This is a genomic window from Amycolatopsis sp. 505 (genome assembly GCF_031625235.1).
In the GTDB taxonomy this organism is placed as follows: domain Bacteria; phylum Actinomycetota; class Actinomycetes; order Mycobacteriales; family Pseudonocardiaceae; genus Amycolatopsis.
The window spans coordinates 334,232-357,058 of sequence record NZ_JACKQP010000004.1; the positions used below are offsets into that span (position 1 = coordinate 334,232).

At 71.4% G+C, this 22,827-nt stretch carries 24 protein-coding genes; 9 read left to right on the plus strand and 15 right to left on the minus strand.

The window, feature by feature from the left end; all coding sequences use genetic code 11:
• Nucleotides 1-37: 37 nt before the first annotated feature.
• The 8 genes from H5965_RS17495 to H5965_RS17530 all read right to left on the minus strand — a co-directional run bounded on the left by H5965_RS17495 (nt 38) and on the right by H5965_RS17530 (nt 8,535).
• Entirely contained in the window at nt 38-1,231 is a 1,194-nt protein-coding gene (locus H5965_RS17495) for a HAMP domain-containing sensor histidine kinase (RefSeq protein WP_310971066.1), read from the minus strand.
• Entirely contained in the window at nt 1,228-1,875 is a 648-nt protein-coding gene (locus H5965_RS17500; RefSeq protein WP_310971368.1) for a response regulator transcription factor, read from the minus strand. Before H5965_RS17500 ends, H5965_RS17495 begins: the two co-directional genes overlap by 4 nt.
• Nucleotides 1,876-1,938: 63 nt before the next feature.
• Nucleotides 1,939-3,219, minus strand: coding sequence for a cation:proton antiporter (locus H5965_RS17505; protein ID WP_310971067.1), 1,281 nt, complete (start codon nt 3,217-3,219; stop codon nt 1,939-1,941).
• Nucleotides 3,216-4,472: a cytochrome P450 gene (locus tag H5965_RS17510; RefSeq protein WP_310971068.1), complete on the minus strand. Its 1,257-nt coding sequence runs from the start codon at nt 4,470-4,472 to the stop codon at nt 3,216-3,218. The genes H5965_RS17505 and H5965_RS17510 overlap by 4 nt, the downstream gene beginning before the upstream one ends.
• A complete protein-coding gene (locus tag H5965_RS17515) occupies nt 4,469-5,539 on the minus strand; it encodes an alpha-hydroxy acid oxidase (RefSeq protein ID WP_310971069.1) in 1,071 nt (356 codons plus the stop codon). The genes H5965_RS17510 and H5965_RS17515 overlap by 4 nt, the downstream gene beginning before the upstream one ends.
• Nucleotides 5,539-7,074, minus strand: coding sequence for an NAD(P)-binding domain-containing protein (locus tag H5965_RS17520; RefSeq protein ID WP_310971070.1), 1,536 nt, complete (start codon nt 7,072-7,074; stop codon nt 5,539-5,541). Before H5965_RS17520 ends, H5965_RS17515 begins: the two co-directional genes overlap by 1 nt.
• 85 nt (nt 7,075-7,159) lie before the next feature.
• Nucleotides 7,160-8,083, minus strand: coding sequence for an aldo/keto reductase (locus H5965_RS17525; protein ID WP_310971369.1), 924 nt, complete (start codon nt 8,081-8,083; stop codon nt 7,160-7,162).
• Nucleotides 8,084-8,133: 50 nt separating this feature from the next.
• Entirely contained in the window at nt 8,134-8,535 is a 402-nt protein-coding gene (locus H5965_RS17530) for a MerR family transcriptional regulator (protein WP_310971071.1), read from the minus strand.
• Between the two features lie 83 nt (nt 8,536-8,618).
• On the opposite strand from H5965_RS17530, the gene H5965_RS17535 reads away from it, so the two are divergent.
• Entirely contained in the window at nt 8,619-9,236 is a 618-nt protein-coding gene (locus H5965_RS17535) for a TetR/AcrR family transcriptional regulator (RefSeq protein WP_310971072.1), read from the plus strand.
• On the opposite strand, the gene H5965_RS17540 is transcribed toward H5965_RS17535, so the two are convergent.
• The 5 genes from H5965_RS17540 to H5965_RS17560 are packed head-to-tail and all read right to left on the minus strand — an operon-like array spanning nt 9,209 to nt 13,085.
• Nucleotides 9,209-10,474, minus strand: coding sequence for a hypothetical protein (locus H5965_RS17540; protein WP_310971073.1), 1,266 nt, complete (start codon nt 10,472-10,474; stop codon nt 9,209-9,211). The two genes, H5965_RS17535 and H5965_RS17540, sit on opposite strands and share 28 nt — an antisense overlap.
• Nucleotides 10,471-11,040: an RNA polymerase sigma factor gene (locus tag H5965_RS17545; protein ID WP_396136911.1), complete on the minus strand. Its 570-nt coding sequence runs from the start codon at nt 11,038-11,040 to the stop codon at nt 10,471-10,473. The genes H5965_RS17540 and H5965_RS17545 overlap by 4 nt, the downstream gene beginning before the upstream one ends.
• Before the next feature lie 5 nt (nt 11,041-11,045).
• Nucleotides 11,046-12,029, minus strand: coding sequence for a pentapeptide repeat-containing protein (locus H5965_RS17550; RefSeq protein ID WP_310971075.1), 984 nt, complete (start codon nt 12,027-12,029; stop codon nt 11,046-11,048).
• Nucleotides 12,030-12,033: 4 nt separating this feature from the next.
• Nucleotides 12,034-12,657 (minus strand): uracil phosphoribosyltransferase, encoded by a 624-nt coding sequence (gene upp, locus H5965_RS17555; protein ID WP_310971076.1) that lies wholly within the window; start codon nt 12,655-12,657, stop codon nt 12,034-12,036.
• Nucleotides 12,658-12,662: 5 nt separating this feature from the next.
• On the minus strand, nt 12,663-13,085 hold the full coding sequence (locus tag H5965_RS17560; RefSeq protein ID WP_310971077.1) for a protein-tyrosine phosphatase family protein: 423 nt from the start codon (nt 13,083-13,085) through the stop codon (nt 12,663-12,665).
• A gap of 85 nt (nt 13,086-13,170) precedes the next feature.
• On the opposite strand from H5965_RS17560, the gene H5965_RS17565 reads away from it, so the two are divergent.
• The 5 genes from H5965_RS17565 to H5965_RS17585 all read left to right on the plus strand — a co-directional run bounded on the left by H5965_RS17565 (nt 13,171) and on the right by H5965_RS17585 (nt 18,443).
• A complete protein-coding gene (locus H5965_RS17565; RefSeq protein WP_310971370.1) occupies nt 13,171-13,785 on the plus strand; it encodes a DUF1707 domain-containing protein in 615 nt (204 codons plus the stop codon).
• Nucleotides 13,786-13,963: 178 nt separating this feature from the next.
• Nucleotides 13,964-14,938: a deoxyribose-phosphate aldolase gene (gene deoC, locus H5965_RS17570; protein WP_310971078.1), complete on the plus strand. Its 975-nt coding sequence runs from the start codon at nt 13,964-13,966 to the stop codon at nt 14,936-14,938.
• Nucleotides 14,938-16,371, plus strand: a complete 1,434-nt coding sequence (locus H5965_RS17575) for an aldehyde dehydrogenase family protein (RefSeq protein ID WP_310971079.1) — start codon at nt 14,938-14,940, stop codon at nt 16,369-16,371. Before deoC ends, H5965_RS17575 begins: the two co-directional genes overlap by 1 nt.
• Nucleotides 16,364-17,230, plus strand: coding sequence for an aldehyde dehydrogenase family protein (locus H5965_RS17580; protein ID WP_310971080.1), 867 nt, complete (start codon nt 16,364-16,366; stop codon nt 17,228-17,230). The genes H5965_RS17575 and H5965_RS17580 overlap by 8 nt, the downstream gene beginning before the upstream one ends.
• A 130-nt stretch (nt 17,231-17,360) precedes the next feature.
• The gene (locus tag H5965_RS17585; RefSeq protein ID WP_310971081.1) at nt 17,361-18,443 is read left to right on the plus strand and encodes a beta family protein; all 1,083 of its coding nucleotides are present in this window, start codon (nt 17,361-17,363) and stop codon (nt 18,441-18,443) included.
• On the opposite strand, the gene H5965_RS17590 is transcribed toward H5965_RS17585, so the two are convergent.
• Nucleotides 18,409-19,281 carry a GH12 family glycosyl hydrolase domain-containing protein gene (locus H5965_RS17590; RefSeq protein ID WP_310971082.1) on the minus strand — a complete coding sequence of 291 codons (873 nt, stop codon included), beginning with the start codon at nt 19,279-19,281 and terminating at the stop codon, nt 18,409-18,411. The two genes, H5965_RS17585 and H5965_RS17590, sit on opposite strands and share 35 nt — an antisense overlap.
• Before the next feature lie 64 nt (nt 19,282-19,345).
• Nucleotides 19,346-19,984 (minus strand): helix-turn-helix domain-containing protein, encoded by a 639-nt coding sequence (locus H5965_RS17595; RefSeq protein ID WP_310971083.1) that lies wholly within the window; start codon nt 19,982-19,984, stop codon nt 19,346-19,348.
• Nucleotides 19,985-20,163: 179 nt separating this feature from the next.
• On the opposite strand from H5965_RS17595, the gene H5965_RS17600 reads away from it, so the two are divergent.
• From H5965_RS17600 to H5965_RS17610, 3 genes are read left to right on the plus strand one after another with little or no spacing between them, the layout of a single operon-like run.
• Nucleotides 20,164-21,384: a cytochrome P450 gene (locus H5965_RS17600; protein ID WP_310971084.1), complete on the plus strand. Its 1,221-nt coding sequence runs from the start codon at nt 20,164-20,166 to the stop codon at nt 21,382-21,384.
• 10 nt (nt 21,385-21,394) lie between these two features.
• Nucleotides 21,395-22,585 (plus strand): cytochrome P450, encoded by a 1,191-nt coding sequence (locus H5965_RS17605; protein ID WP_310971085.1) that lies wholly within the window; start codon nt 21,395-21,397, stop codon nt 22,583-22,585.
• Between the two features lie 36 nt (nt 22,586-22,621).
• Nucleotides 22,622-22,816 (plus strand): ferredoxin, encoded by a 195-nt coding sequence (locus tag H5965_RS17610; protein ID WP_013222786.1) that lies wholly within the window; start codon nt 22,622-22,624, stop codon nt 22,814-22,816.
• Nucleotides 22,817-22,827 lie beyond the last annotated feature (11 nt).

Here is a 22,827-nt window from a genome sequence, read left to right on the forward strand (position 1 = left end):
CGTGTCGACCCTCTGATCACGTGTGTCGGCTCTCTGATCACGTGTGGTCGGCGCGGAGGAGGCGGAGGGTGAACGTGGCTCCGGCGCCGGGGCGGGCGGCGGCCGCGATGGTGCCGCCGTGGCCCGTCACCACTTCGCGGACCAAGGCCAGGCCGAGGCCGAAGCGGCGGCCGTCGCCGTCGGAGCCTCGGGCGAAGCGCTCGAAGATGCGGTCCGCGTCGGCGGCCGGGAAGCCGACGCCCGTGTCACGGACGCGCAGCTCGACGTGCCGCTCGTCGGGGACGCCGAGCCAGACCTCGATCGAGCCGCCGGGCGGGGTGTGGCCGAGCGCGTTGTCCAGCAACGCCGACAGCACGCGACGCAACGCCGTCGGCACGCCCTGGACGACGTACGGCCGCCGCTCACGCTTCACCGCCAGCTGAACCTGCCCCTCCGACGCGCGCACTGCCTCCGCCGCCACCGCCTCCTCGGCCAGCACGCCCAGCTCGACCAGCTCCAGCGACGGCCGTTCGCCGCACGCCTGTGCCGACAACAGCAGGTCCTCGACGACTTCGCCGAGTTCCCGCGTTCCGCGTACCAGCCGGTCGAGTTCCACCGCGTCGCGGCCGGACGAGCGCCGGGCGAGCAGCTGCGCGCGCGTGTGCAGCCGGGTCAGCGGCGCGCGCAGCTCGTGGGACGCGTCCGCGACGAACGTCCGCTGCCGCCGCAACGCGTCCTCCAACGGCCGGATCGCCCGGCGGGCCAGCACGCGCCCGCACCCCAGGGCCGCCAGCAGCGCGAGCCCCTCGGCGACGAAGAGCCCGAACACCAGCGACGCCCGGTCCTGGATCTGGTACCGCTCCTCGAAGAACGCCTGGGAGACGACGCCGCCGCGGTTCTCCGCGCGGAGTGTGTACGTCATCTCGCCGATCGCGCGCCGTTCGGTGTGGACGTCACCCGGCGATGGCACCGTGGCCGCCAGCGAAGGCAACGGCATCCCCGCCGGCGGCGGGCCCGCGGGCGCGTGCGCGCCCGGGGTGAACAGCCAGACGCAGCCGGGCGGGGTCGTGCCGGGGCCGAGCTGGATGGTCCTGGCCAGCAGGCGGTCCGCGTCGGCGTGCTGGCTCGAGAGCAGGATCCCGTAGGCGATGGCGCCCGCGACGGCCACGAGCAGCGACACCACCACGGCGATCTGCGCGGTGATCGCCCACCGCGCCCGCCGCAGGGCCCGCGCCTCGGGTTCCGGGCTCATACCACGCCGATCTGGTACCCCAGGCCGTGCACGGTCCGCACGGCGTCCCGGCCGAGCTTGCGCCGCAGGTAGTACACGTACGTGTCGACAATGGACTCACCGGTCGAGTCGGCGAACACGCGCGTGCGCAACGCCGCCCGCGGGTGGATCGCCTTGGGCCGCTGGGCCAGCGTCCGCAGCAGCTCGAACTCCCGCCCGGACAGAGTGATCCGCTCCCCGCGCGGCAGCACGACCTCGTGGCGCTGCAGGTCCAGCGCCGCCGTGCCGAGCGGCAGGCACTCGGCGCCGTCGAGGTCGCGGCGCCCCAGCGCGCGCAGCCGGGCGAGCAGCTCCTCGGCCTCGAACGGCTTGACGAGGTAGTCGTCCGCGCCGGCGTCGAGGCCCGCGACGCGGTCGGCCACCTCCCCCAGCGCCGAGAGCACCAGCACCCGCGTGGTCACCGCGCGGGCCCGCAGCCGCCGCAGCAGCTCCAGCCCGTCGAGCACCGGGAGCCGGCGGTCGATGACCATCACGTCGTACCGCCCGGTGAGCCCGAGGTGCAGACCTCGCTGGCCGTCGTGGGCCGCCTCGGTCTCGTAGCCCTCGTCGGCGAGCAGCTCCCCCAGCATGCCCGCCAGTTCCCGGTCGTCTTCGACCACCAGCACCTTCGGCTTCGCCACCCCGTCGCGCACCGATCCATCTTGACAGTTATTTCCGAACTTGAAGAATCAACTTTTCCCGGCCACCGGCACAGGTTCGGCCGTCAGGAGTACCTCGGTGCTCCCCTTGCGCGCATCGCGGCGGTCGAGCCAGGCCAGTACCGGCGCGGTCATGATCGTGGTGACCAGGGCGACGAGCACCAGCACCGTGAACAAGGCCGGCGAGACGATCCCCGCGGCGAGCCCGACGTTGAGCGCGATCAGCTGCATCAGCCCGCGCGCGTTGACGAGCACGCCGACGCGCGTGGCGATCGCCGGCGGCTCCCCCGCCAGCCGGGCCGCGCCCCACGACGCGCCCAGCTTGCCGACGATCGCGACCGCCACGCAGAGCACCGCGAAGGCGAGCAGCTTCGGGTCGGCGAGCAGCGCGAACCGCGTGTTCAGGCCGGAATAGGTGAAGAAGAGCGGCAGGAACACGATCCGGCCGATCGGCATGATCTTCGCGAGCACGGCGTCGGCGGCGGGTGTCCGGGGGAACGCGATCCCGACGCAGAACGCGCCGAACACCGCGTACAGGCCGATCATGTCGGTGAACCAGGCGGCGGCGAACAACGTCATCGCGGTGACGAGCACCCGCTGGTCGACCCCCATGCGCTCGCTCTTCATCACCTTCGCCAGCAACCGCCGGCCGACGATGAACACCAGCCCGGCGAAGAGCACCCCGCCGCCCAGCGCGAGCGCCACCGGCCCGGCCGACCCGGCGTGCATGCCCAGCACGACCGCCAGCAGCAGCCACGCCAGCACGTCGTCCAGCGCGCCGCAGGCCAGGGCCAGCGAGCCGAACTTCGTGGCGGCGATGCCGCGTTCGGTGATGATCCGCGCCAGCATCGGGAACGCCGTGATCGCCAGCGCCACGCCGACGAACGCCGCCGACGTCACCGGGGAGACCCCTTCCTTGCCGATGCCGACCCACGTCGTGCCGACCACCGCGACGCCGACGCCGAGCGCCAGCGGCACCAGCGTCCCGGCCGCGGAGATGGCCGCGACCGACTTCCGCGAGTCCCGGATGCTGCCCACGTTGAACTCGTACCCGGCGCCGAACATGTAGATGACCAGGCCGATCTGGCCGCCGACGTAGAGCAGCGGGCGGATGCCGTCCGGGAACAGCGCCTCCTGCACGTCCGGCAGCAGCAACCCGAGCAGCGACGGCCCCAGCAGCACCCCGGAGATCATCTCCCCGACCACCGGCGGCTGGCCGAGCTTGACCGCGACCAGGCAGACCAGCCTGACCACCACGAGGATCGCCACGACGGCGAGGAAGAAGACCGGTGCCGCTTCGGACGGGCTCATCGGTTGCCTCCGGCGAAGTAGGTCGAGCACAGGGCTTGGTGACGGGCGTCGAGGACCATGTACGTGCCGAACACGAGCTGGGCGAAGCTGCGCCAGACGTCTTCCCAGCGGTCGCGGACCGCGAGCCACACCAGGGCCGCGCGCCGCGGGCGGGCACCTCGGGGGGTGAGCAGGGCCGGGCCGCGGTTGGGGATCGAGCGCGTGTGCGCGGCCGTCGAGGCGAGGCTGAAGCGGCGCAGCACCTCCTGCGTCACGACCCGCATGGTCGGCGGCGCGAGGCCGCGGGCCGGGCAGGCGCGGTTCTGCGCGACGCCGAACGGGATGAAGTCCTCCTTGGCCGACTGCTCGGCGAAGTCCGGGTAGCTGAAGCACAGCACTGTCCCGGCCGGGATGGTGAGGTGGTCCAGCTCGATGTCCGCAGTCGAAATCCGGTGCGCGATGCCGAAAAGAGGGTACGCGCGCAGCCCGTCGTCGATGACGCGGTCGATGTCTTCCGGGTGCTCGGCGAGCCGCTGCTGGAGGCGCTCGTCCTGCGCGATGATCATCAGCAGGTGCGCCATCGCCTCGGACATCTGCACGACGGCCGTGTTGAAGAACGTGCCCTGCAGGTAGTAGACCTGCTCCTCCGGCGTCAGGGACGGCGGCAGCGGGTGCGGGACGTCGCCGAGGCGCCGCCGCAGGTACTCCGTCAGCCGGGCCCGGCGCCGCATGTTCCGCGGGCGCACGCACTTCAGCGCCGAGACCACGTCGCCGGCGTGCCCGACGATCAGGTCCCGCGCCTCCGGCGGGCACGGCTCCTCGAACACCAGCTCGTGGTACAGCTCGGCCCAGATCGGCATCATCGCGTCGCGCAGCCGGACCGGGCCCGGCTCGAGGTCGTCGAGCACGTGCGCGGCGACCCGCCGGGCCAGCTCCTCGGAGTCCTTTTTGGACCGGACGAGGATGTGCCGGGTGCACTTGGCGACCTCGTCGTAGCGCGGGCCGGCCTCGAGGTGTTCCTGGTGCACCTGCGGGCCGGGCGCGAGCCAGTACCAGAACAGGTCCGACAGCGCGGCGCCGCGGCTGCGGCCGTTCGCGGCGGGGTCGGCGTAGACGCGCTTGAAGTCGCCGACGCCGACCCGCGGCCCCGGGATCGTCACCGCGTCCTGGCCGTTGACCAGCGCGAAGATCTTCATCCGCAGCGCCACGACCCGCCGCGGCAGCCAGGTGGGCGCGGACAGGACCGCCAGTGCGGCGGCCGCCTTGCCGATCACCGCCGCACCTGGTCGGGGGTGAGGTCGGCCGGGTGCCGCCCGCCGCACAGCGCCAAGGCCTGGTCGAAGTCGGCCCGCAGCATTTCCAGCACCTCGGAGACGCCTTCGCGGCCGCCCGCGGCCAGCCCCCACACGATCGGGCGGCCGACGCCGACCGCGTCCGCGCCCAGGGCGAGCGCCTTGACGACGTCGGTGCCGCGGCGGATCCCGCCGTCGAGCAGGACCGGCAGGGCGCCCCCGACGGCCGCGGCGATCTCGGGGAGCACGTCGATGGTGGCGGGCACGGTGTCGAGCTGGCGGCCGCCGTGGTTGGACACGACGAGGCCGGCGACGCCGTGGTGCACGGCCAGCCGCGCGTCCTCGGCGTGGAGGACGCCCTTGATCAGCACGGGCAGTTTGGTCTTCGAACGCAGCCACGCGATGTGGTCCCAGTTCAGCCCGGCCGACATGACGATCTCGCGGACGTGGCTGGTGTTCCCGCCGCTGCGGTTTTCGCCGATGTTGCGGAGGTTCTCGACGAACAGGCCCGGCGGCAGGTCGTGGAAGGCGTTGCGGTCGTCGCGTTCGCGGCGGCCGAGCACGGGCGAGTCGACGGTGACGACGAACGCCTTCACCCCCGCGGCTTCGGCGCGCCGCACGATCGCCTCGGTGAACTCCAGGTCCGGCTGCAGGTAGAGCTGGAACCACAGGCCCGGGTCCGGCGCGACCTCCCGGGCGGCCGCGGCGACGTCCTCGATCGCCGTGGTCGAGGCCATGCTGACGATCAGGATCGTGCCCGCCCGGGCCGCCGCCCGCGCGGTGGCGAGCTCGCCGTCGGGGTGCGCGAGCCGGTGGAACGCCGTGGGCGCGACGAGGATCGGCATCGAGGACGGGGTCCCGAGCAGCTCGATGCTCAGGTCCCGTTTGTCGCTGCCGCGCAGCACCCGGGGGACCAGGCGCAGGCGTTTGTAGGCTTCTTCGTTCTCGCGCAGGGTGATCTCGTCCTGCGCGCCGCCCGCGAAGTAGTCGTAGTGCGCCGGGTCGAGACGCTCGCGGGCCGCCGCCTCCAACTCCGCGACCGTGCGCATCAGAGCTCCCGCGTGAAGAAGGCGGTCAGCGGCTCGACGTGCACCTCTTTGTCCCACTCGTTCTCGAGGTTCTCGGTGACGTGGTGGGTGGCGACCAGCTCGCCGCGGCGGTAGTGCCGGACGATCGGGTGCAGGTAGTGCCCTTCGCCGTGGTCGTTGGCCTTGTCCTGGGCGGCGCGGGCGACGAAGTCGAACGGGTCGATCTTGTCGTGGTCCGGGCCGTAGTCGAGGGTGACGACGTAGGCGTCGGCCGGCGGGTTTTCGAGGACCCGGTCGACCGGCACCTCTTCGAGGTAGCGGGCGGTGTCGCCGTCCACGACCAGGACGTCGCCGAGGAAGCCGAACTGCTGGTACAGCGCGGAAGTCCGGTTGATCCGGGTGATCACGGCCTCGGTCAGGGCGTCCGGTTTGGCGGGCAGTTCGGTGTGCGGCCACGGGACGTCGTGGTAGCGCTCGTTCAGCACCTTGGCCAGCGCGCGGACGCCGTAGCGGAAGCCGTGGATGAAGGCGCTGGTGGCCTTCTTGAAGTCGCGGACCTGGGTGATCGTGCCGGCGAAGTGGAGGCCGGGCACGTTGACCGACTCCCAGCTCGCGGTCTGGGCGGGGAACCGGTCGTCGATCGTCAGTTCCGGACGGCAGTCCTCGTCGAAGAGCGAGGCGTCGAACCGGAAGCCGGTGCAGCCGATCACGCGGTCGTAGCGGATTTCCTTGACGACCTCGTCGGCGCGGGCGAAGGCGAACTTGACGTGGTAGCCGTCGGCGTCCTTGCGGACTTCGCGGACGTCGCCGTCGAGGATCGCGTGCTGCAGCTTGAGCTGGTACATGTCGAGGATGCCCGCGTTGTAGGCGCGGAGGTGGCCGACGAAGTGCGTGCGCCAGGCCAGCTTCACCGGCCGCGGGCCGCCGACGTGCACGACGGCGGCGGTTTCGATCAGGTTGTCCGCGGTCTCGAAGGCGGAGTTCCCCTTGCCGAGCACGAGGACGCGCTGGTCGGTGAAGTTCGCCGGGTCGACGTCGACGTCCACGTACTGGTCGATCAGCTCGACGCCGGGGAACTGCGGGAGGTACGGCTTGGTGACGCCGGTGGCCATGATCAGCCGGTGGCCCCGGAATTCGGCTTCCCCCGCGCTGAGGACGAAAGTTCCGCCTTCGCGGCGGATGCGCGTCACCCGGGTGTCGTAACGGATGTTCAGGTGGTACTTCGCCGCGTAGTCGGCGAGGTAGCGGAGGAGGTTCTCGGCTTTGGGGAAGAGCTTTTCGCTGTAGTCGGTGAAGAGGACCGGGTCGTCGTCGCCGTCGGCGAGGATCGAGTTCCAGTCCATCCGCATGCGCAGCTCCGGGTCGGCGTACCCGGTGTGCTTCTTGTTGATGGAGATGAGCGTCCGGTGCCGCGGGAAGGTCTCGAAGAAGTGCCCGGGCGCGGACCCGGCCTCCAGCACGAGGTACCGGTGCCCGGCGTGGCCGAGGTGCTGCGCCAGCTGCAACCCGGCCGGCCCGGCCCCGACGACCAGATAATCGAGCACTTCCTCCGCCACAATGACCTCCTGGAGCTCGGCACCGATCGCATGATCGGCGCCGAGCCTGCTCCGGAGATCTCAGAAAAGCCTCAGAAGCCGTAAGTTACTTCCCGGCGGCGCGAGCCAGGCGTTCCGGGTAGCGCTCCCCCGCGATCGCGTCGGCCGGGGCGGCGGCCGCGATGGCCGCCAGGTCGTCCGCCGTCAGCTCCAGGGATGCCGCCGCCACGTTCTCTTCGAGGTACTTGCGGCGCTTCGTGCCCGGGATCGGCACCACGTCCTCGCCCTGGGACTGGACCCACGCCAGCGCCAGCTGCCCCGCCGTGACGCCCTTGTCCGAAGCCAGCTCGCGCAGCGCCTCGACGATCGCCATGTTGCGCTCGAAGTTGCCCTCGGCGAAGCGCGGCAGACCGCGGCGCATGTCGTCCTCCGGCAGGTCCGCCACCGACGTCACCGCGCCCGTCAGGAACCCGCGGCCCAGCGGCGAAAACGGGACGATCCCGATGCCGAGCTCGCGGCACGTGGCCAGGACCTCGCCCTCGATCCCGCGGGTCCACAGCGACCACTCGCTCTGCAGCGCCGTCACCGGGTGCACCGCGTGCGCGGCCCGGATCGTCGCCGCGCTCGCCTCGGAAATCCCGGCGTAGCGGATCTTTCCGGCTTCCACCAGCGACGCCAGTGCGCCCCACGTCTCCTCGATCGGCGTGTCCGGGTCGACGCGGTGCTGGTAGTACAGGTCGATGTGGTCGACGCCGAGCCGGCGCAGGGACTCGTCGCAGCTCTGCTTCACGTAGGAAGCGTCGCCGCGGGCACCCATCGCGCCGTCGTTCCACACGATGCCGAACTTCGTCGCCAGCACGACCTCGTCGCGGCGGCCGGCGATCGCGCGGCCGACCAGTTCCTCGTTGACGCCGTTCGCGTAGACGTTCGCGGTGTCCAGCAGCGTCACGCCGAGCTCGAGCGCCCGGTGGATGGTCGCGATCGACTCGTCGTCGTTGTCGCGGACGCCGTAGGCCTGGCTCATCCCCATGCAGCCGAGCCCCTGGGCGCCGACTTCCAGGCCGCCCAGCTTCCTGTTCTTCACGCGGAAATCTCCTCCATACCGGGTTCCACACCGAGCACGTTGCGCTCGACCTGGGCGTAGTTCTCGATCTTGTAGTCGAGGATGTCGAGACAGCCCTGCAGCTCGGCGATCCGCTCGGCGACCGACCGGCGCTGCTCGACCAGCAGGGCCTTGCGGCGGCCCGCGCTCGCGACGCCGTGGCGGCGCAGCGACGCGTACTCGCGCATGCTCTTGATGGGCATCCCGGTGGTGCGCAGCTTGGTCAGGAAACCGAGCCAGTTGAGGTCGTCGTCGGAATAGGCCCGGCGGCCCGCGGCGTCCCGCGCGGGCGGGTCGAGCAGTTTGATGCGCTCGTAGTACCGGAGGGTGTCGATGGACAGTCCGCTACGTCGCGCGGCTTCCGCTATCGAGTAGCTCATGGCCCGACAGTACGACCTGGAGTGCACTCCAGGTCAAATCCGCACCCTGGTCATCGATAACACTGTTCCGATACGCTCGGTGCATGGCGCGACCACGCACGCACGACGAAGCGCTCCGGCTCAAGCTGCTCGACCGGGCCGGCGAGCTCCTCGCGGCCGACGGGCCGAAGGCGCTTTCCCTGCGCAAGCTGGCCGCCGACGCCGGGACGTCGACCACCGCCGTGTACTCGCTCTTCGGCAGCAAACCCGACCTGGTGAACGCCCTCTACACCGAAGGCTTCCGCCGCTTCGGCGCCCGGATGGCCGGCACGCCGCTGACCGGTGACGCCGTCGAGGACCTCGTCGCGCTCGGCAGCGCCTACCGCACGAGCGCGCTGGCCGACCCGCACCTCTACGGGATCATGTTCACCAAGTCGGTGCCCGGGTTCGAGCCGAACGAAGACGCCGAGAAGCTCGCCCGCGAAACCCTCAAGCCCCTGGAGCGGATCATCCGCCGGGCGATTGCCGACGGCGTCTTCCTCGACGTCCCGCCCGAGACGGTCGCGGTCGGCTGCTGGGCCATCGTGCACGGCCTGGTGTCCCTGGAACTGGCCGGCAACCTGCCGGAGGAGTTCGACGTCACGACGTCCTACGAAGCCGCCCTCCGGGCGAACGCCTCCGGCTGGCTGCGGCCTCAGAGCGCCGGCACCGAGCCGTCGTAGACGACCGCGCCCTTCGCGTCCCGCGCCGTCACGCGGACCTTGGTTTCCGGGGAGACCTTGAAGTTCTCGGGGTCCCACACGACGACCATGCCGGCCACCACGTGGGCCTCGATCTTCCCCTCGCTCCCGAAGTCGACGACCGCCGTCGTCGCGGTCGCGGGCAGCGCCGCGGCGAACGGACGGCGATCCGTCGCCGGGGGGCCACCCGTTTCGCGGCCCAGGGTGTCCACGATCAGGGGGAACGCCGGCGGTTTCTCCGGTGACGGGCCGCTGGGGAGGGCGCGGACCCGCGACTTCCCCGGCCGCCGGTAGTCCGGCTCGGTGGTGCAGACCACGAACCGGTCGCCGCGGCGGCCGAGGACCACCCGGTAGCCGTCCGAGTCGAGCAGCGGCCCCGGTTCGAACGCCGCGGGATCGGGGATCGCCTCCATCTCCGCCGCCGCCAGGCAGTCGCCCAGCGCGCGGCCCGCCGCCGACGTCCGGTCGGCGGTCACCGGCCGGTCGACGACCGCGAGCAGGGGCGGGGGCGCCGCGGGCAGCCGCACGGCCGGTTCCATCGGCTTGCCGATGGACAGCGTCGTCCGCGCCGGGTCGCTCCGGGTCACGCCGGTGAACTGGCGGGTGACCGGGGAGAACGAAATCCGCGACATGCTGCTCTCCCCGCCCTCGGTTTCCGCGTCGAGGTAGCTTCCTTCCCCGCCCGGGGCGAGGATCCCGCCGACCATCCCGGTCGCGCTGTGGAGCAGGAGGCCCGTGCGCGTGCCCGGGGTGTAGGCGGGGGTGGCGGCCGGGTCCGACAACGTCACCGTCGTCTCGGTGGTCTCGCAGAACATCGGCTTGCCGTCGGCGGTCGCCGCGACCACCGAGTCGGTCTGGAAGACCTCGGTGAACACGGGGACCCAGTCCCGCCGCGGGGGCACGCGGCCGGTCTTGCCCGCCGCCTGCACCGCGGCCCAGCAGCGGTCCAGGGAGGAGGTCGCCACCGCCGCGTCGAGGGTGAGCGGGTTGAAGACGTCCTGGGGCGGCGGCGGGCCGGGCTCGGCCACGGGCTGGTGCCGGAACACCTGCGTCGCGACGACCGCCCCCGCGGCGAGCGCCACGACGGCCGCCGCGGCGGCGACGTACCGGACGCGGGCCGGACGCCGCTTCCCCATCCCCCGGCGGACTTCCTCCCGCAGCCGCGCGCGGACGTCGTCCGGCAGCTTCCGCCGGAGCGGCAGGCCGAGGTCGTCGCTCATTTCTCCTCCAGCAGCGTGCGCAGCCGGGCGCGGGCCCGGGACAGGTGGGCGCGGACGGTGACCTCGGCGACGGCCAGCAGCGCGGCCGCGTCCCCGGCACTCAGGTCGCCGAGCAGGCACAACTCGACGACCTCGCGCTGCGCCTTCGGCAGCGTCCGGACGGCCTCGACGACCGCGCGCAGCCGCTGCTCGCCGTCGAGCCGGTCGGCGACGGCATCGGCGTGGTCGGACACGACCGGCGGGTCCGGCATCTTCCGCAGCAGCCGCAGCCGCCTTCGCGCGCCGCGGTGCTCGTCGCGGGCCGCGTTGCCGGCGACGGTGTAGAGCCACGGCAGCGCGCTGTCGCGCACCAGCGTCACGTCGGCGCGGCGGCGCCAGGCGGTCAGGAAGGTGTTCGACGTCAGGTCCTCGGCGGCGCTCCACGAGCCGGTCAACCGGTAGGCGTGGTTCCAGACGGCCTCGGCGTGCCGCTCGAAGAGCTCGGTGAAGGCCGCTTGGTCACCCTCGGCCGCCCGGTCCCACAGAGCGCGGTCGTCCACCGGCGCCCCCGTCGCTTGGCTGGTCACACCCCTCAGTGGCCGGCCACACCGGAATTGTTGTGCGGCCGATCGGATTCCCTCGCGAACGAGGTCCCTTCGAGGTCGAACTCGTGCTTGCTGCGTTCGAACACCGCCTCGGCGGCGAACCTCGCGTGGTGGAACCGCAGGCCGCCGGTCGAGGAAGTCCGCGCGAAGCGGGCGACGCCGCGGAACTGGGCCCAGGAGAAGAAGGCACCCTCGCCGAAGTCCGACCGGTCGAAGTTCGCCAGCCCGGTGAACTCCGTGCCGTAGAACCCCACCCGCTGGTGGAAGGTGGTCTGCTGCATGTGCACCGCGCCGACGAACCGGGCGTGGCTGAAGTCGGCGGCCTGGACATCGCAGCCGTTGAACCGGAAGTCGACCAGTTCCGCGCGTTGCAGGTCGACGGACAGGCCCGGCCAGAACGCGGGGTCGTCGCGGCGCAGGTGCGTCCGCAGCAGCTCCTGGACGGCGAGCCGGACCTGCAGCTCCGCCCCGTCGTACTCGGGCGTCTCGTCCTTGCGCCGCACCGCGTCGGCACCGCGGATGCCTTCTTTCGGGCCGTCGAACGGCATCCGCAGGTACGCGCACCAGACGTTGACGATGGTCTGGCGCTGCTTCGGGTTGTCCTGCCCGAGCCGCTCGAGCGCGTAGAGCCCGCCGAGCCGCACCGGGGCCTTCTCACTGCCCAGCTGCTCGACGGCCTTCGTGTACAGCTCGGTGACCCGGCGCTCCTCCAGGTCCCGTTCGGTCACGGACGCGACGCGGGTCGTCTCGGCCAGCTGGAGTTCGAGCGTGCGCTGGCGGCGCGTCGCGAGCCACAGCGCGAACACGCCGCCCGCGCCCGCGCCGATGCCGAACGCCGTCTTGACCGCGTCGATCCGGACCGGGGCCTCGGGGCGTCCCGACCAGGCCAGGAACAGCCAGAGCAGGGCCCCGGTGACGGCCGCGACCGCGACGGCGGTCACGGCGATCCACTGCCACTTCAGGACCGGCACCGGCTCAGACGGCGCCGTACTGGCGGTCACCCGCGTCGCCGAGGCCCGGGACGATGAAGCCCGAGTCGTTGAGGCGCTCGTCGATGCTCGCGGTGACGACCCGGACCGGCAGGCCGGTCTTCTCCAGGTGCGCCAGGCCTTCCGGGGCCGCCAGCGCGCAGATCGCCGTGACGTCGTCGGCGCCGCGGTCGGTGAGCAGGCGGATCGTGTACTCCATCGAACCGCCGGTAGCGAGCATCGGGTCGAGCACCAGCACCGGCCGGTCGGCGAGCGACTCCGGCAGCGATTCGAGGTACGGCGTCGGCTTGAGCGTCTCCTCGTCGCGCGCCAGGCCGACGAAGCCCATCTGCGCGTCCGGGATCAGCTTGTGCGCCTGGTCGGCCATGCCCAGCCCGGCCCGCAGCACCGGCACCAGCAGCGGCGGCTTCGCGAGGGAGTAGCCGTCGGTGCGGGCGACCGGCGTGTGGATCTTCTCGATCTTCACCGGCACGCCGCGCGTGGCTTCGTAGACCAGCATGACGGTCAGCTCGTGCAGCGCGGCCCGGAACGCGGCGCTGTCGGTGCGCGCGTCGCGCATCGTGGAGAGCCGGGCCTTCGCGAGGGGGTGGTCGACGACGTGCACATCCATGCGGGTCAATCTAGCTGTTTCGCGAAGCTCTTCACCCAGCCGCGCTGCCAGGGCGTTTCGACGGCTCGCTCGTGGTAGTGCGCTCGTGTCCACGCGACGGCCTCTTCGACGGGGACGCCGGAAAGGATCGCCAGGCAAGCCATCACCGTGCCGGTCCGTCCGGCGCCGCCGTAGCAGGCCACTTCGACGGTTTCGGTCTTCGCCCGTTCGTGGAGGGCCTTGATCTTTTCGCGGGCGTCGGCGGGCCGGGTGGGCAGCAGGAAGTCGGGCCAGGTGACCCATTCGTGCGGCCAGCTGATACCCCCGCCGTGCTTGCGCCGCAGCCGGCTCGTCCCCAGGTAGAGGCCGAAATCGGGCGGGGGCCCGTCGGGGCGGGGGCGGCCCAGGCCACGCCCCTGCACGCGGGTGCCGTCGGGGAATTCCACCATCGGCACAGTGTCCTCCAGAAGATGGACACGCAGGGTGGTTTTCGCCGATAAGCTGCGCCGGGTGAGCGAACTGACGCCCGACCAGATGCGGGCTTCCGACGCGGACCGCGAACGCGTCGCGCAGGTGCTGCACAACGCCCTCGCGGAGGGCCGGATCACGGTGAACGAGCTGGAAGAGCGGCTCACCACGGTCTACGCGGCGAAAACGCTGGGCGAGCTGAAGCCGGTGACGGCGGACCTGCCGTCCTCGTCGGCGGCGATCGAGCCGGCGACCACGCGCGCGCTCGGCTTCCCCGACCAGCGCATCGGCGGCCACCCGGGCAGCCCGGTGTCGATCGGCGTGCTGTCGGGAGCGGTCCGCAAGGGCAGCTGGGTCCTGCCCCCGCAGCACAACAGCTTCGCGTTCTGGGGCGGCGCGGAGATCGACCTGCGCCAGGCCCGCTTCGCCGACCGCCACTGCACGATCACCGCGGTGGCCATCATGGGCGGCATCCAGATCACGGTCCCGGACGACATCAACGTGGACGTCACGGGCCTCGGCCTGATGGGCGGCTTCGTGCTGGAGGACAAGTCGGGAGCACCCCCGGCCCCGCCCACGGCCCCGACGGTGAAGATCAACGGCCTGGCGTTCTGGGGCGGCGTCGTCGTGTACCGGAAGCCGGCGAAGCGGGCCGAGCCGCCGCAGATCGAAGGAGCTTAGAGGAGCCCCTCGCCCCGCCCGGCCCCGAGCGCCCCAATGTGGCGTTCGGTGCGTCAGACGCAACCAACGCCACATTGGGGCGCTTGACGCAGGTGACACGAGAAGCCTGGAGCGTCACACCGGGTGACCCACTGCCGGACGCCGCGCACTGTCGGACCCGCCGCCTAGACTCAGGCGCATGACAGCCACGACCAGCACGTCAGCGGCGCCGGCCACCCCGGCGCCGCTGGTGGACGCGACTCGCGATGACGCGAGCCTGCGCCGCTTCCTGCTCGGGCTGCCCGGTGTCGACCAGGTCGGCGTCGAGCAGCGCGCGGCGGGCCTCGGCACGCGCAGCATCAAGAAGGACGCCAAGCGGTGGGCCATCGACACCGCCATCTCCATGGTCGACCTGACCACCCTGGAGGGCGCCGACACCCAGGGCAAGGTCCGGGCGCTCGCCGCGAAGGCCGTCCGCCCCGATCCGGAACGCCAGGACACCCCGCGCGTCGCCGCCGTCTGCGTCTACCCCGACCTGGTCGCCACCGCCGTCGAAGCGCTGAAGGGCAGCGGCGTGCACGTCGCCAGCGTCGCCACCGGCTTCCCCGCCGGGCGCACCAGCCGCGAGATCAAGCTGGCCGACACGAAGATCGCCGTCGAGGCCGGCGCGCACGAGGTCGACATGGTGATCGACCGCGGCGCCTTCCTCGAAGGCCGGTACATGGCCGTCTTCGAAGAGATCCGCGCGGTGAAACAAGCCTGCGGCGACGCGCACCTGAAGGTCATCCTCGAAACCGGCGAGCTGGCGACCTACGACAACGTGCGGCGCGCGTCGTGGCTGGCGCTGCTGGCCGGCGGGGACTTCATCAAGACCTCCACCGGCAAGGTCTCCCCCGCCGCGACGCTGCCGGTCACGCACATCATGCTGCAGGCGGTCCACGACTGGCACGTCCAGACCGGCGAGCTGCGCGGCGTCAAGCCCGCGGGCGGCATCCGGACCACGAAGGACGCGATCAAGTACCTGGTCGCCGTGCACGAGGTCGCCGGCGAGCAGTGGCTGACCCCGGACCTGTTCCGCTTCGGCGCGTCCAGCCTGCTCAACGACCTGCTGCTGCAGCGCCGCACCCAGGTGGACGGCCACTACAGCGGCCCCGACTACGTGACGGTGGACTGATGCCTGTTTTCGAGTACGCACCGGCGCCCGAATCGCGCGCCATCGCGAACCTGAAGGACTCCTACAAGCCGTTCGTCAACGGCGAGTTCGTCGACGGCTCGGGTGAGCCGCTCAAGACGATCAACCCGGCCACCGAAGAGGTCCTCGCCGAGGTCGGCACCGCGTCGAAGTCCGATGTGGACACCGCGGTGAAGGCCGCCCGCAAGGCGTACGACTCCGTGTGGTCGAAGATGCCGGGCACCGAGCGGGCCAAGTACCTGTTCCGCATCGCGCGGCTGATCCAGGAGCGTTCGCGCGAGCTCGCCGTGCTGGAGAGCCTGGACAACGGCAAGCCGATCAAGGAGTCGCGCGACTCCGACGTCCCGACGGCGGCCGCGCACTTCTTCTACCACGCGGGCTGGGCCGACAAGCTGGCGTACGCGGGCTACGGCCCGAATCCGCAGCCCCTGGGTGTCGCGGGCCAGATCATCCCGTGGAACTTCCCGCTGCTGATGCTGGCCTGGAAGATCGCGCCGGCGCTGGCCACCGGCAACACCGTGGTCCTGAAGCCGGCCGAGACGACGCCGCTCACCGCGCTCGTCTTCGCCGAGATCTGCCAGCAGGCCGAACTGCCGCCGGGCGTGGTGAACATCCTCCCGGGCGCGGGCGACATCGGCGCGTCCATCGTGGAGCACGCCGACGTCGACAAGATCGCCTTCACCGGCTCGACCGAGGTCGGCAAGGCGATCCAGCGCCAGGTCGCGGGCACGCCGAAGAAGCTGACCCTCGAACTGGGCGGCAAGGCGGCGAACATCGTGTTCGAGGACGCGCCGCTCGACCAGGCCGTCGAGGGCATCGTCAACGGCATCTTCTTCAACCAGGGCCACGTCTGCTGCGCGGGCTCGCGCCTCCTGGTCCAGGAGTCCATCGCCGAAGAGGTGCTGGAGAAGCTGCGCTACCGCGTCTCGACGCTGCGCATCGGCGACCCGCTGGACAAGAACACCGATATCGGCGCAATCAACTCCGCCGAGCAGCTGGCCAAGATCCGCGGGCTCGTCGAGTCCGGCGACGCCGAGGGCGCGCAGCGCTGGACCAGCCCGTGCCCGGTCCCGGACCGCGGGTTCTTCTTCGCCCCGACGGTGTTCGCGAACGTCCACCAGTCGATGCGGATCGCGCGCGAGGAGATCTTCGGCCCGGTGCTCTCGGTGCTGACGTTCCGCACGCCGGACGAGGCCGTGGCGAAGGCGAACAACACGCCGTACGGGCTTTCGGCGGGCATCTGGACCGAAAAGGGCTCCCGGATCCTGTGGATGGCGAACCAGCTGCGCGCCGGCGTGGTCTGGGCCAACACCTTCAACCGCTTCGACCCCGCCGCCCCGTTCGGCGGCTACCAGGAATCCGGCTTCGGGCGCGAAGGCGGCCGCACCGGGCTGGAGGCGTACCTGAATGTCTGACCGGATTTCCGTCGCCAAGACGTACAAGCTGTATATCGGCGGCAAGTTCCCCCGTTCGGAGTCCGGCCGGGTGTACCCGGTGACGGACGGCAAGGGCAAGTTCCTGGCGAACGCGGCCCACGCGTCCCGCAAGGACGTCCGCGACGCGGTGGTGGCCGCGCGCAAGGCGTTCCCCGGCTGGTCCGCGGCGACGGCGTACAACCGCGGCCAGGTGCTCTACCGGGTGGCCGAGGTCCTGGAGGGCCGCCGCGACCAGTTCGTCTCCGAGGTTTCGGCGTCGGAAGGCCTCGGCGGCAAGAAGGCCGAGTCCACTGTGGACGCGGCGATCGACCGCTGGGTCTGGTACGCGGGCTGGACGGACAAGATCGCCACGGTCCTCGGCGCGGCGAACCCGGTCGCGGGGCCGTACTTCTCGTTCACGGTCCCGGAGCCGACGGGCGTGGTCGGCGTCCTGGCACCGCAGGCCTCGTCGTTGCTGGGCCTGGTGGAAGTGCTGGCCCCGGTCCTGGCGACGGGCTCGACGGCGGTGGTGGTGTCGAGCGCGGAGCGGCCGCTGCCGGCGATCACGCTGTCGGAGGTCCTGGCGACGTCCGACGTCCCGGGCGGCGTGGCGAACATCCTGACCGGCCGGGCGGCCGAGCTGGGCCCATGGCTGGCTTCGCACGGTGACGTCAACGCGCTGGACCCGACGGGAGCGGCCCCGGCGGACCGCCCGGGGCTGGCCCGCGAAGCGGCGAACACGGTGAAGAGGGTGCTGACGGTCCCGGACGCGGAGCCGGACTGGACGGCAGCGCCGGACCTCACCCGCCTGCGGCGGTACCTGGAGGCGAAGACGGTCTGGCACCCACTGGGCGTCTGAGTCCCGACGGCGGAGGCCACCACTCGCTCCGGCGGGTGGTGGCCTTCATTCTTGTGGTGGATTCTCCGCCGCGCCCGGTCGATCTACGCTCGATGTAATCGGGCACTCACTCGACGTGATCGGGAGCTCCGTGGAGGCTCACGCCGGCTTCACGACGCTGATGGCGCTGCGCGCGAAAGCCGGCGAACTGGCCGCGCTCCGCGCGCTCGTCCGGCCCGCCCAGGTCCGGCGGGTTCAGCCACTGCTGCAGTTCGACCCGGGCCGGAAGAACCCCGCCGATCAGCTCGCCGACGTCGAACAGATCGCCCGCCACCTGCACCGGCTGGGCAGGCGCTGCTGGATCGACGCCTCCGACGTGGCGGACCAGCCCGGGTTCGGCGCCGGTGGTGCCCTCGGACGGCTGGCCGACCACCTGGCCGGTCCGGCCGACCTCTTGGACGAGGACTGGCCGGTCGCGTTCGTCCCGGTGGTGCGCAGCGACGCCACCGAGCAGTCGGCCGCGGCTCTGGGGCGCCTCGGCGCCGAATTGGGGGCCGGAGCCGCCGTCCGGATCCGGCCGGGCACGGCCGACCGGGACACCCTCGGCCGGATCATCGAGCGGCTCGGCCTCGAGCCGGGCGACATCCACATCGTCGTGGACCTCCAGTACGTCGCCGAGGCAACGACCGCCCGGGTCGAGGGAGCCGCGGCCATCCTGACCGCCCTCACCGAGGTGGGCACCTTCGGATCGACGACCTTGCTGACCGGTTCGATCCCGAAGACACTTGGGCAGACCGCGACCTGGGAACAGCCGCGAGCGGAGGAAGTGCTCTGGGAACGCCTGGTGCGTGCCGGTGCCGGGCACCTGCGATTCGGCGACTACGGCGCCGTGCACCCGGTCCCCGGTCCGGGCTTCGGCAGCAAGCACGTCGCGCTGAAGTACACGTGCCCGCACCGGTGGCTCTACTCGCGGGAGCGGATGCCGGACGAGAACGGCGGCGAGCCCGCCCGCGGCCGCGCCCTCCGGGTCGTGTGCCGCCGCGTGACCGAATCGGCGGGCTACGCCGGCCCGGACTTCTCCTGGGGAGACGGCGAAATCCACGCGGTGGCGGCGGGCGCCGGGACGGCTCTGGGCGACACCAGCAAACCGGTCGCGTTCGCGACCTCACACCACCTGGCCTACCTGGCCACCCGCGCCGCTAGCTCATCGTCACCGAGAAGTCCGACAGCGTGAACCGCGCCTTGCCGCCGCCGGTCGAGCAGAACTCGATGCCGTAGCCGATCTGGTTGATCGTCGGGTTGGGTGGGATCAGGCCCTTGCCGATCGCCCAGGCGATCATCGCCTTCAGGTCGACGCTGCCCGAATACTGCGTCGAGCGGGACACGAACGCCACGTACCCCTCGTCGTCCGCCCAGACGTCGTAGGTGAAGCCGCCCGCCGTGTACGTCGTCAGCTTGTCGCCCGCCGGGACCTGCTTGCGGTTCTCCGTCCAGACCATCAGCTCGCTGACGCCGGCGCCGTTGCCCACTCCGTTCAGCCACAGGTCGTACGCCACGTCGTAGATGCCCACCCCGGGGCCGCGGCCGGCGAACGTCGATTTGATCACCGAATAGTCGTTGAACGGTTTGCCGTTCTGGTTGTTGATGTCCTTGTGCACGTTCGGATAGGTTTTCACCGACGTCGAATCGGGTTGGGTGGAATCGACGTACCAGTTGTCGTACGCGCACGCGCGCAGTGTTTCCGGGCCCGCTTCCCCGGCGTTCCACATGTTGTTGTGGACGTAGTAGCCGCCGTCCGTCCAGCCGCCGTCGGGGTCGCTGGTGGTGAACTCCGGGGTGCGGCAGTTCCGCACCGGCGTGGCCGATGGCGGGGTCGGCGTCGGCGGAGGTGCAGGTCGGGACGTCGAAGGCGCCGGCGACGAGGAAGAAGAAACCGGCGCCGGCGACGAAGAGGACGAGGTCACCGGCACAGGCGGCGACGCGGCCGCCACGCCGTCGACGGGCGTGCCGCCGCACCCGGCGAGCACCGGGAAGGAAATCGCCAACAACACGGCCAGCGTTCTTCGTCGCATTTTCCCGCCCGCAGCTGCAATTCCGGCAGAACGAGGCGGAACCCTAACACGGAATACCGGGAAATCAGTCCGGGTCGAGGTCGCCGGAAGTGATCGGACGGCCGGGCAGCTCGGTACCCGGCCGCGCGCTGAGGCCGTCGATCATGATGCCGACGCACCGGCGGGCCGCCATCGCCGCCACCTCCGGCGTCTTCGCGCGCGCCTGACGCAGCAGCGTCGCGAACAGGATCGCGATGTCGCCCGAGCCGACGTCGTCGCGGAGCTTGCCCTCGGCCTGCGCGCCGTCGACGAAGCCGTCGAGGACCGCCAGGATCTCGTCGCGCAGCCGGCGGACCTCCGGATCGCCCTTGAGGATCACCAGCGCGCGGTGCGACACCATCGCCAGCTGCACGCTCAGCTGCAGCTCCACCGACTGCCGCAGCAGCCGCTCCAGCGCGCGCCACGACGACGTCTCCTCGGCCGCGATCATCCGCGCGTCGATCAGCACCCGCTCGAAGTTGTCCATCGCGACCGCGCGGACCAGCGCGTCGCGGTCCGGGAAGCGGCGGTACAGCGTGCCGACGCCGACGCCGGCCGCGCGGGCGATCTCCTCCATCGGCACCTCGGGACCGGAAACGGCGAAGATGGTCTTCGCGGCGGCCAGGATCTGGTCGCGGTTGCGGCGCGCGTCCGCCCGCAGGGTGGTCTCGGGGTCTGCCGTCATGCCGTTCGCCTTCCGCTGAATCGCGCGGGGTGATTCTCGCACGGCCAACCGGCCACACACCGCCTCCTCGAATGGGTAGGCGGCACCTAGTGGACGACTTCCTTCCGCTTCGGTACCTTGGGCAAGAGAACCGGACTGTAATCCTCCGCATACTTTCCGTCCGATTTAGGGGGTCCGAAATGTCTGATCTGGTCGAGCCCGCAACCCGGGACGAGACCTTCCCACTGGCCCGCACCTGCCCGTTCGCCCCGCCGCCGGCGTATGAGGAGCTGCGCGACGCCGGCCCGGTCCACCGCGTCACCCTGCAGTCCGGCCAGGAGGCGTGGGCGGTGACGCGGCTGGAGGACGTCCGGACCGTGCTCAACGACCCGCGGTTCAGCTCCGACCGGTTCAACCCGGGCTTCCCGATCCTGACGCGCGAGGGACGCCCGCAGCGCCGCCGCTTCACCGCGTCCCTGATCAACATGGACCCGCCGGAGCACGGCGCCGCCCGCCGCGAGGTCGTCGGCGAGTTCACCGTCAAGCGCATGAAGGCGCTGCAGCCGCGGATCCAGCAGATCGTCGACGAGCACATCGACGCGATGCTGGCCGGTCCGAGGCCCGCGGACCTGGTCTCGGCGCTGTCGCTGCCGGTCCCGTCGCTGGTCATCTGCGAGCAGCTCGGCGTCCCGTACGCCGAACACGACTTCTTCCAGACGCGCAGCTCCACCCTGCTCAACCGGGAGGTGACGCAGGAAGCGCGCATGCAGGCCGTGGAAGAGCTGCAGAACTACCTCGACGAGCTGGTCACCGAGAAGGAGAAGAACCCGACCGACGACCTGCTCGGCCGCCAGGTCCTCAAGCAGCGCGAAGAGCACGGCGAAGCCGACCACGACTCGCTGGTCTCCCTCGCCTTCCTGCTGCTCCTCGCCGGGCACGAGACGACGGCGAACATGATCTCGCTCGGCACCGTCGCGCTCTTGGAGAACCCGGACCAGCTCGCGATCATCAAGAACGACCCCGGCAAGACCCTCGACGCCGTCGAGGAGCTGCTGCGGTACTTCACCATCGCCGAGTTCGCGACCTCGCGCGTGGCTACCGAGGACGTCGAGCTCGGCGGGCAGCTGATCCGCGCGGGCGAGGGCGTGCTCGGCCTCAGCTACTCCGGCAACCGCGATGCCGAGGCGTTCGAGAACGCCGACGAGCTCGACCTCGAGCGCGCCGCGCGCCACCACGTGGCGTTCGGCTTCGGCCCGCACCAGTGCCTCGGCCAGAACCTCGCCCGGATGGAGCTGCAGATCGTCTTCGACACGCTGTTCCGCCGCATCCCGGAGCTCAAGCTGGCCGCGCCGGTGGACCAGCTGCCGTTCAAGCACGACTCGTCGATCTTCGGCCTCTACTGCCTGCCCGTGACCTGGTGAGGGGGACGCCATGACCGCCGTCCACGAGTTCCCGATGACCCGGACCTGCCCGTTCGCGCCGCCGCCGGCCTACGCCGAGATCCGCGAGGAGGAGCCGGTCACGCGGGTGCGGCTGCCCGCCGGCAAGCAGGCCTGGGTGGTCAGCAAGCACGAAGACGTCCGGACCGTGCTGAACGACCGGCGGTTCAGCGCCGACCGGCAGCACCCGGACTTCCCGCAGCTGGTGCCGGGCCTCCGGCGGCCGGACGACGAGCGCACCATGATCACCATGGACGCGCCCGAGCACGGGCCGGCCCGCAAGGCCGTGCTCGGCGAGTTCACCGTGCGCCGGATGGAGGCGCTGCGGCCGCGGATCCAGGAGATCGTCGACGAGCGGATCGACGCGCTGCTGGCCGGCCCGAAACCGGGCGACCTGGTCGAGATGCTGTCGCTGCCGGTGCCGTCGCTGGTCATCTGCGAGATGCTCGGCGTGCCGTACGCCGACCACGACTTCTTCCAGACCCAGACGGCGAAGCTGATCAAGCGCGACACGCCCCCGCTGGAGCGGCGCGCCGCGGTCGAGTCCGTCCGCGGCTACATGAGCGACCTGATCGCCGGCAAGGAGGACAACCCGCCGGACGACCTGCTCGGCCGGCAGATCGTCAAGCTGCGCGAAGAGGGCACCTACCGGCGGCCCGCGCTGGCCGCGACCGGGTTCCTGCTGCTCCTGGCCGGGCACGAGACGACGGCGAACATGATCTCCCTCGGCACGGTCGGGCTGCTGGAGAACCCGGACCAACTGGCCCTGGTCAAGGACGACCCGGGCAAGACGCTCGACGCCGTCGAGGAGCTCCTGCGGTACTTCACCATCGTCGACGCCGCCACGGCCCGGCTGTGCGTCGAGGACGCCGAGGTCGGCGGGCAGCTGATCCGGGCGGGCGAAGGCGTGCTGGCGCTGGGCTACGCGGCCAACCGCGACGAAGCGGCGTTCGAAAACCCCGACGAACTGGACATCGAACGCGGCGCGCGCCACCACGTCGCCTTCGGCTTCGGCCCCCACCAGTGCCTCGGCCAGAACCTCGCCCGGATGGAACTGCAGATCGTCTTCGACACGCTCTTCCGCCGGATCCCCGGCCTGAAGCTGGCCGCGCCGGTCGACGACCTGCCGTTCAAGGACGACGCGGCCATCTACGGCCTGTACCGGCTGCCGGTGACCTGGTAGAGACGAACTGCCAAACCACCACAGGAGAAGAGGACCATGAAGATCATCGCGGACACCGGCAAGTGCGTCGGCGCCGGTCAGTGCGTGCTCACCGAGCCGTCGCTGTTCGACCAGAGCGAGGAGGACGGCACGGTCATCGTGCTCGACGACCAGCCGCAGGGGGAGCTGGTCGAGAAGGCCCGCGAAGCGGTGCACGTCTGCCCGAGCCAGGCCCTCTCGCTCCAGGAGTGACGCGCGGTGAG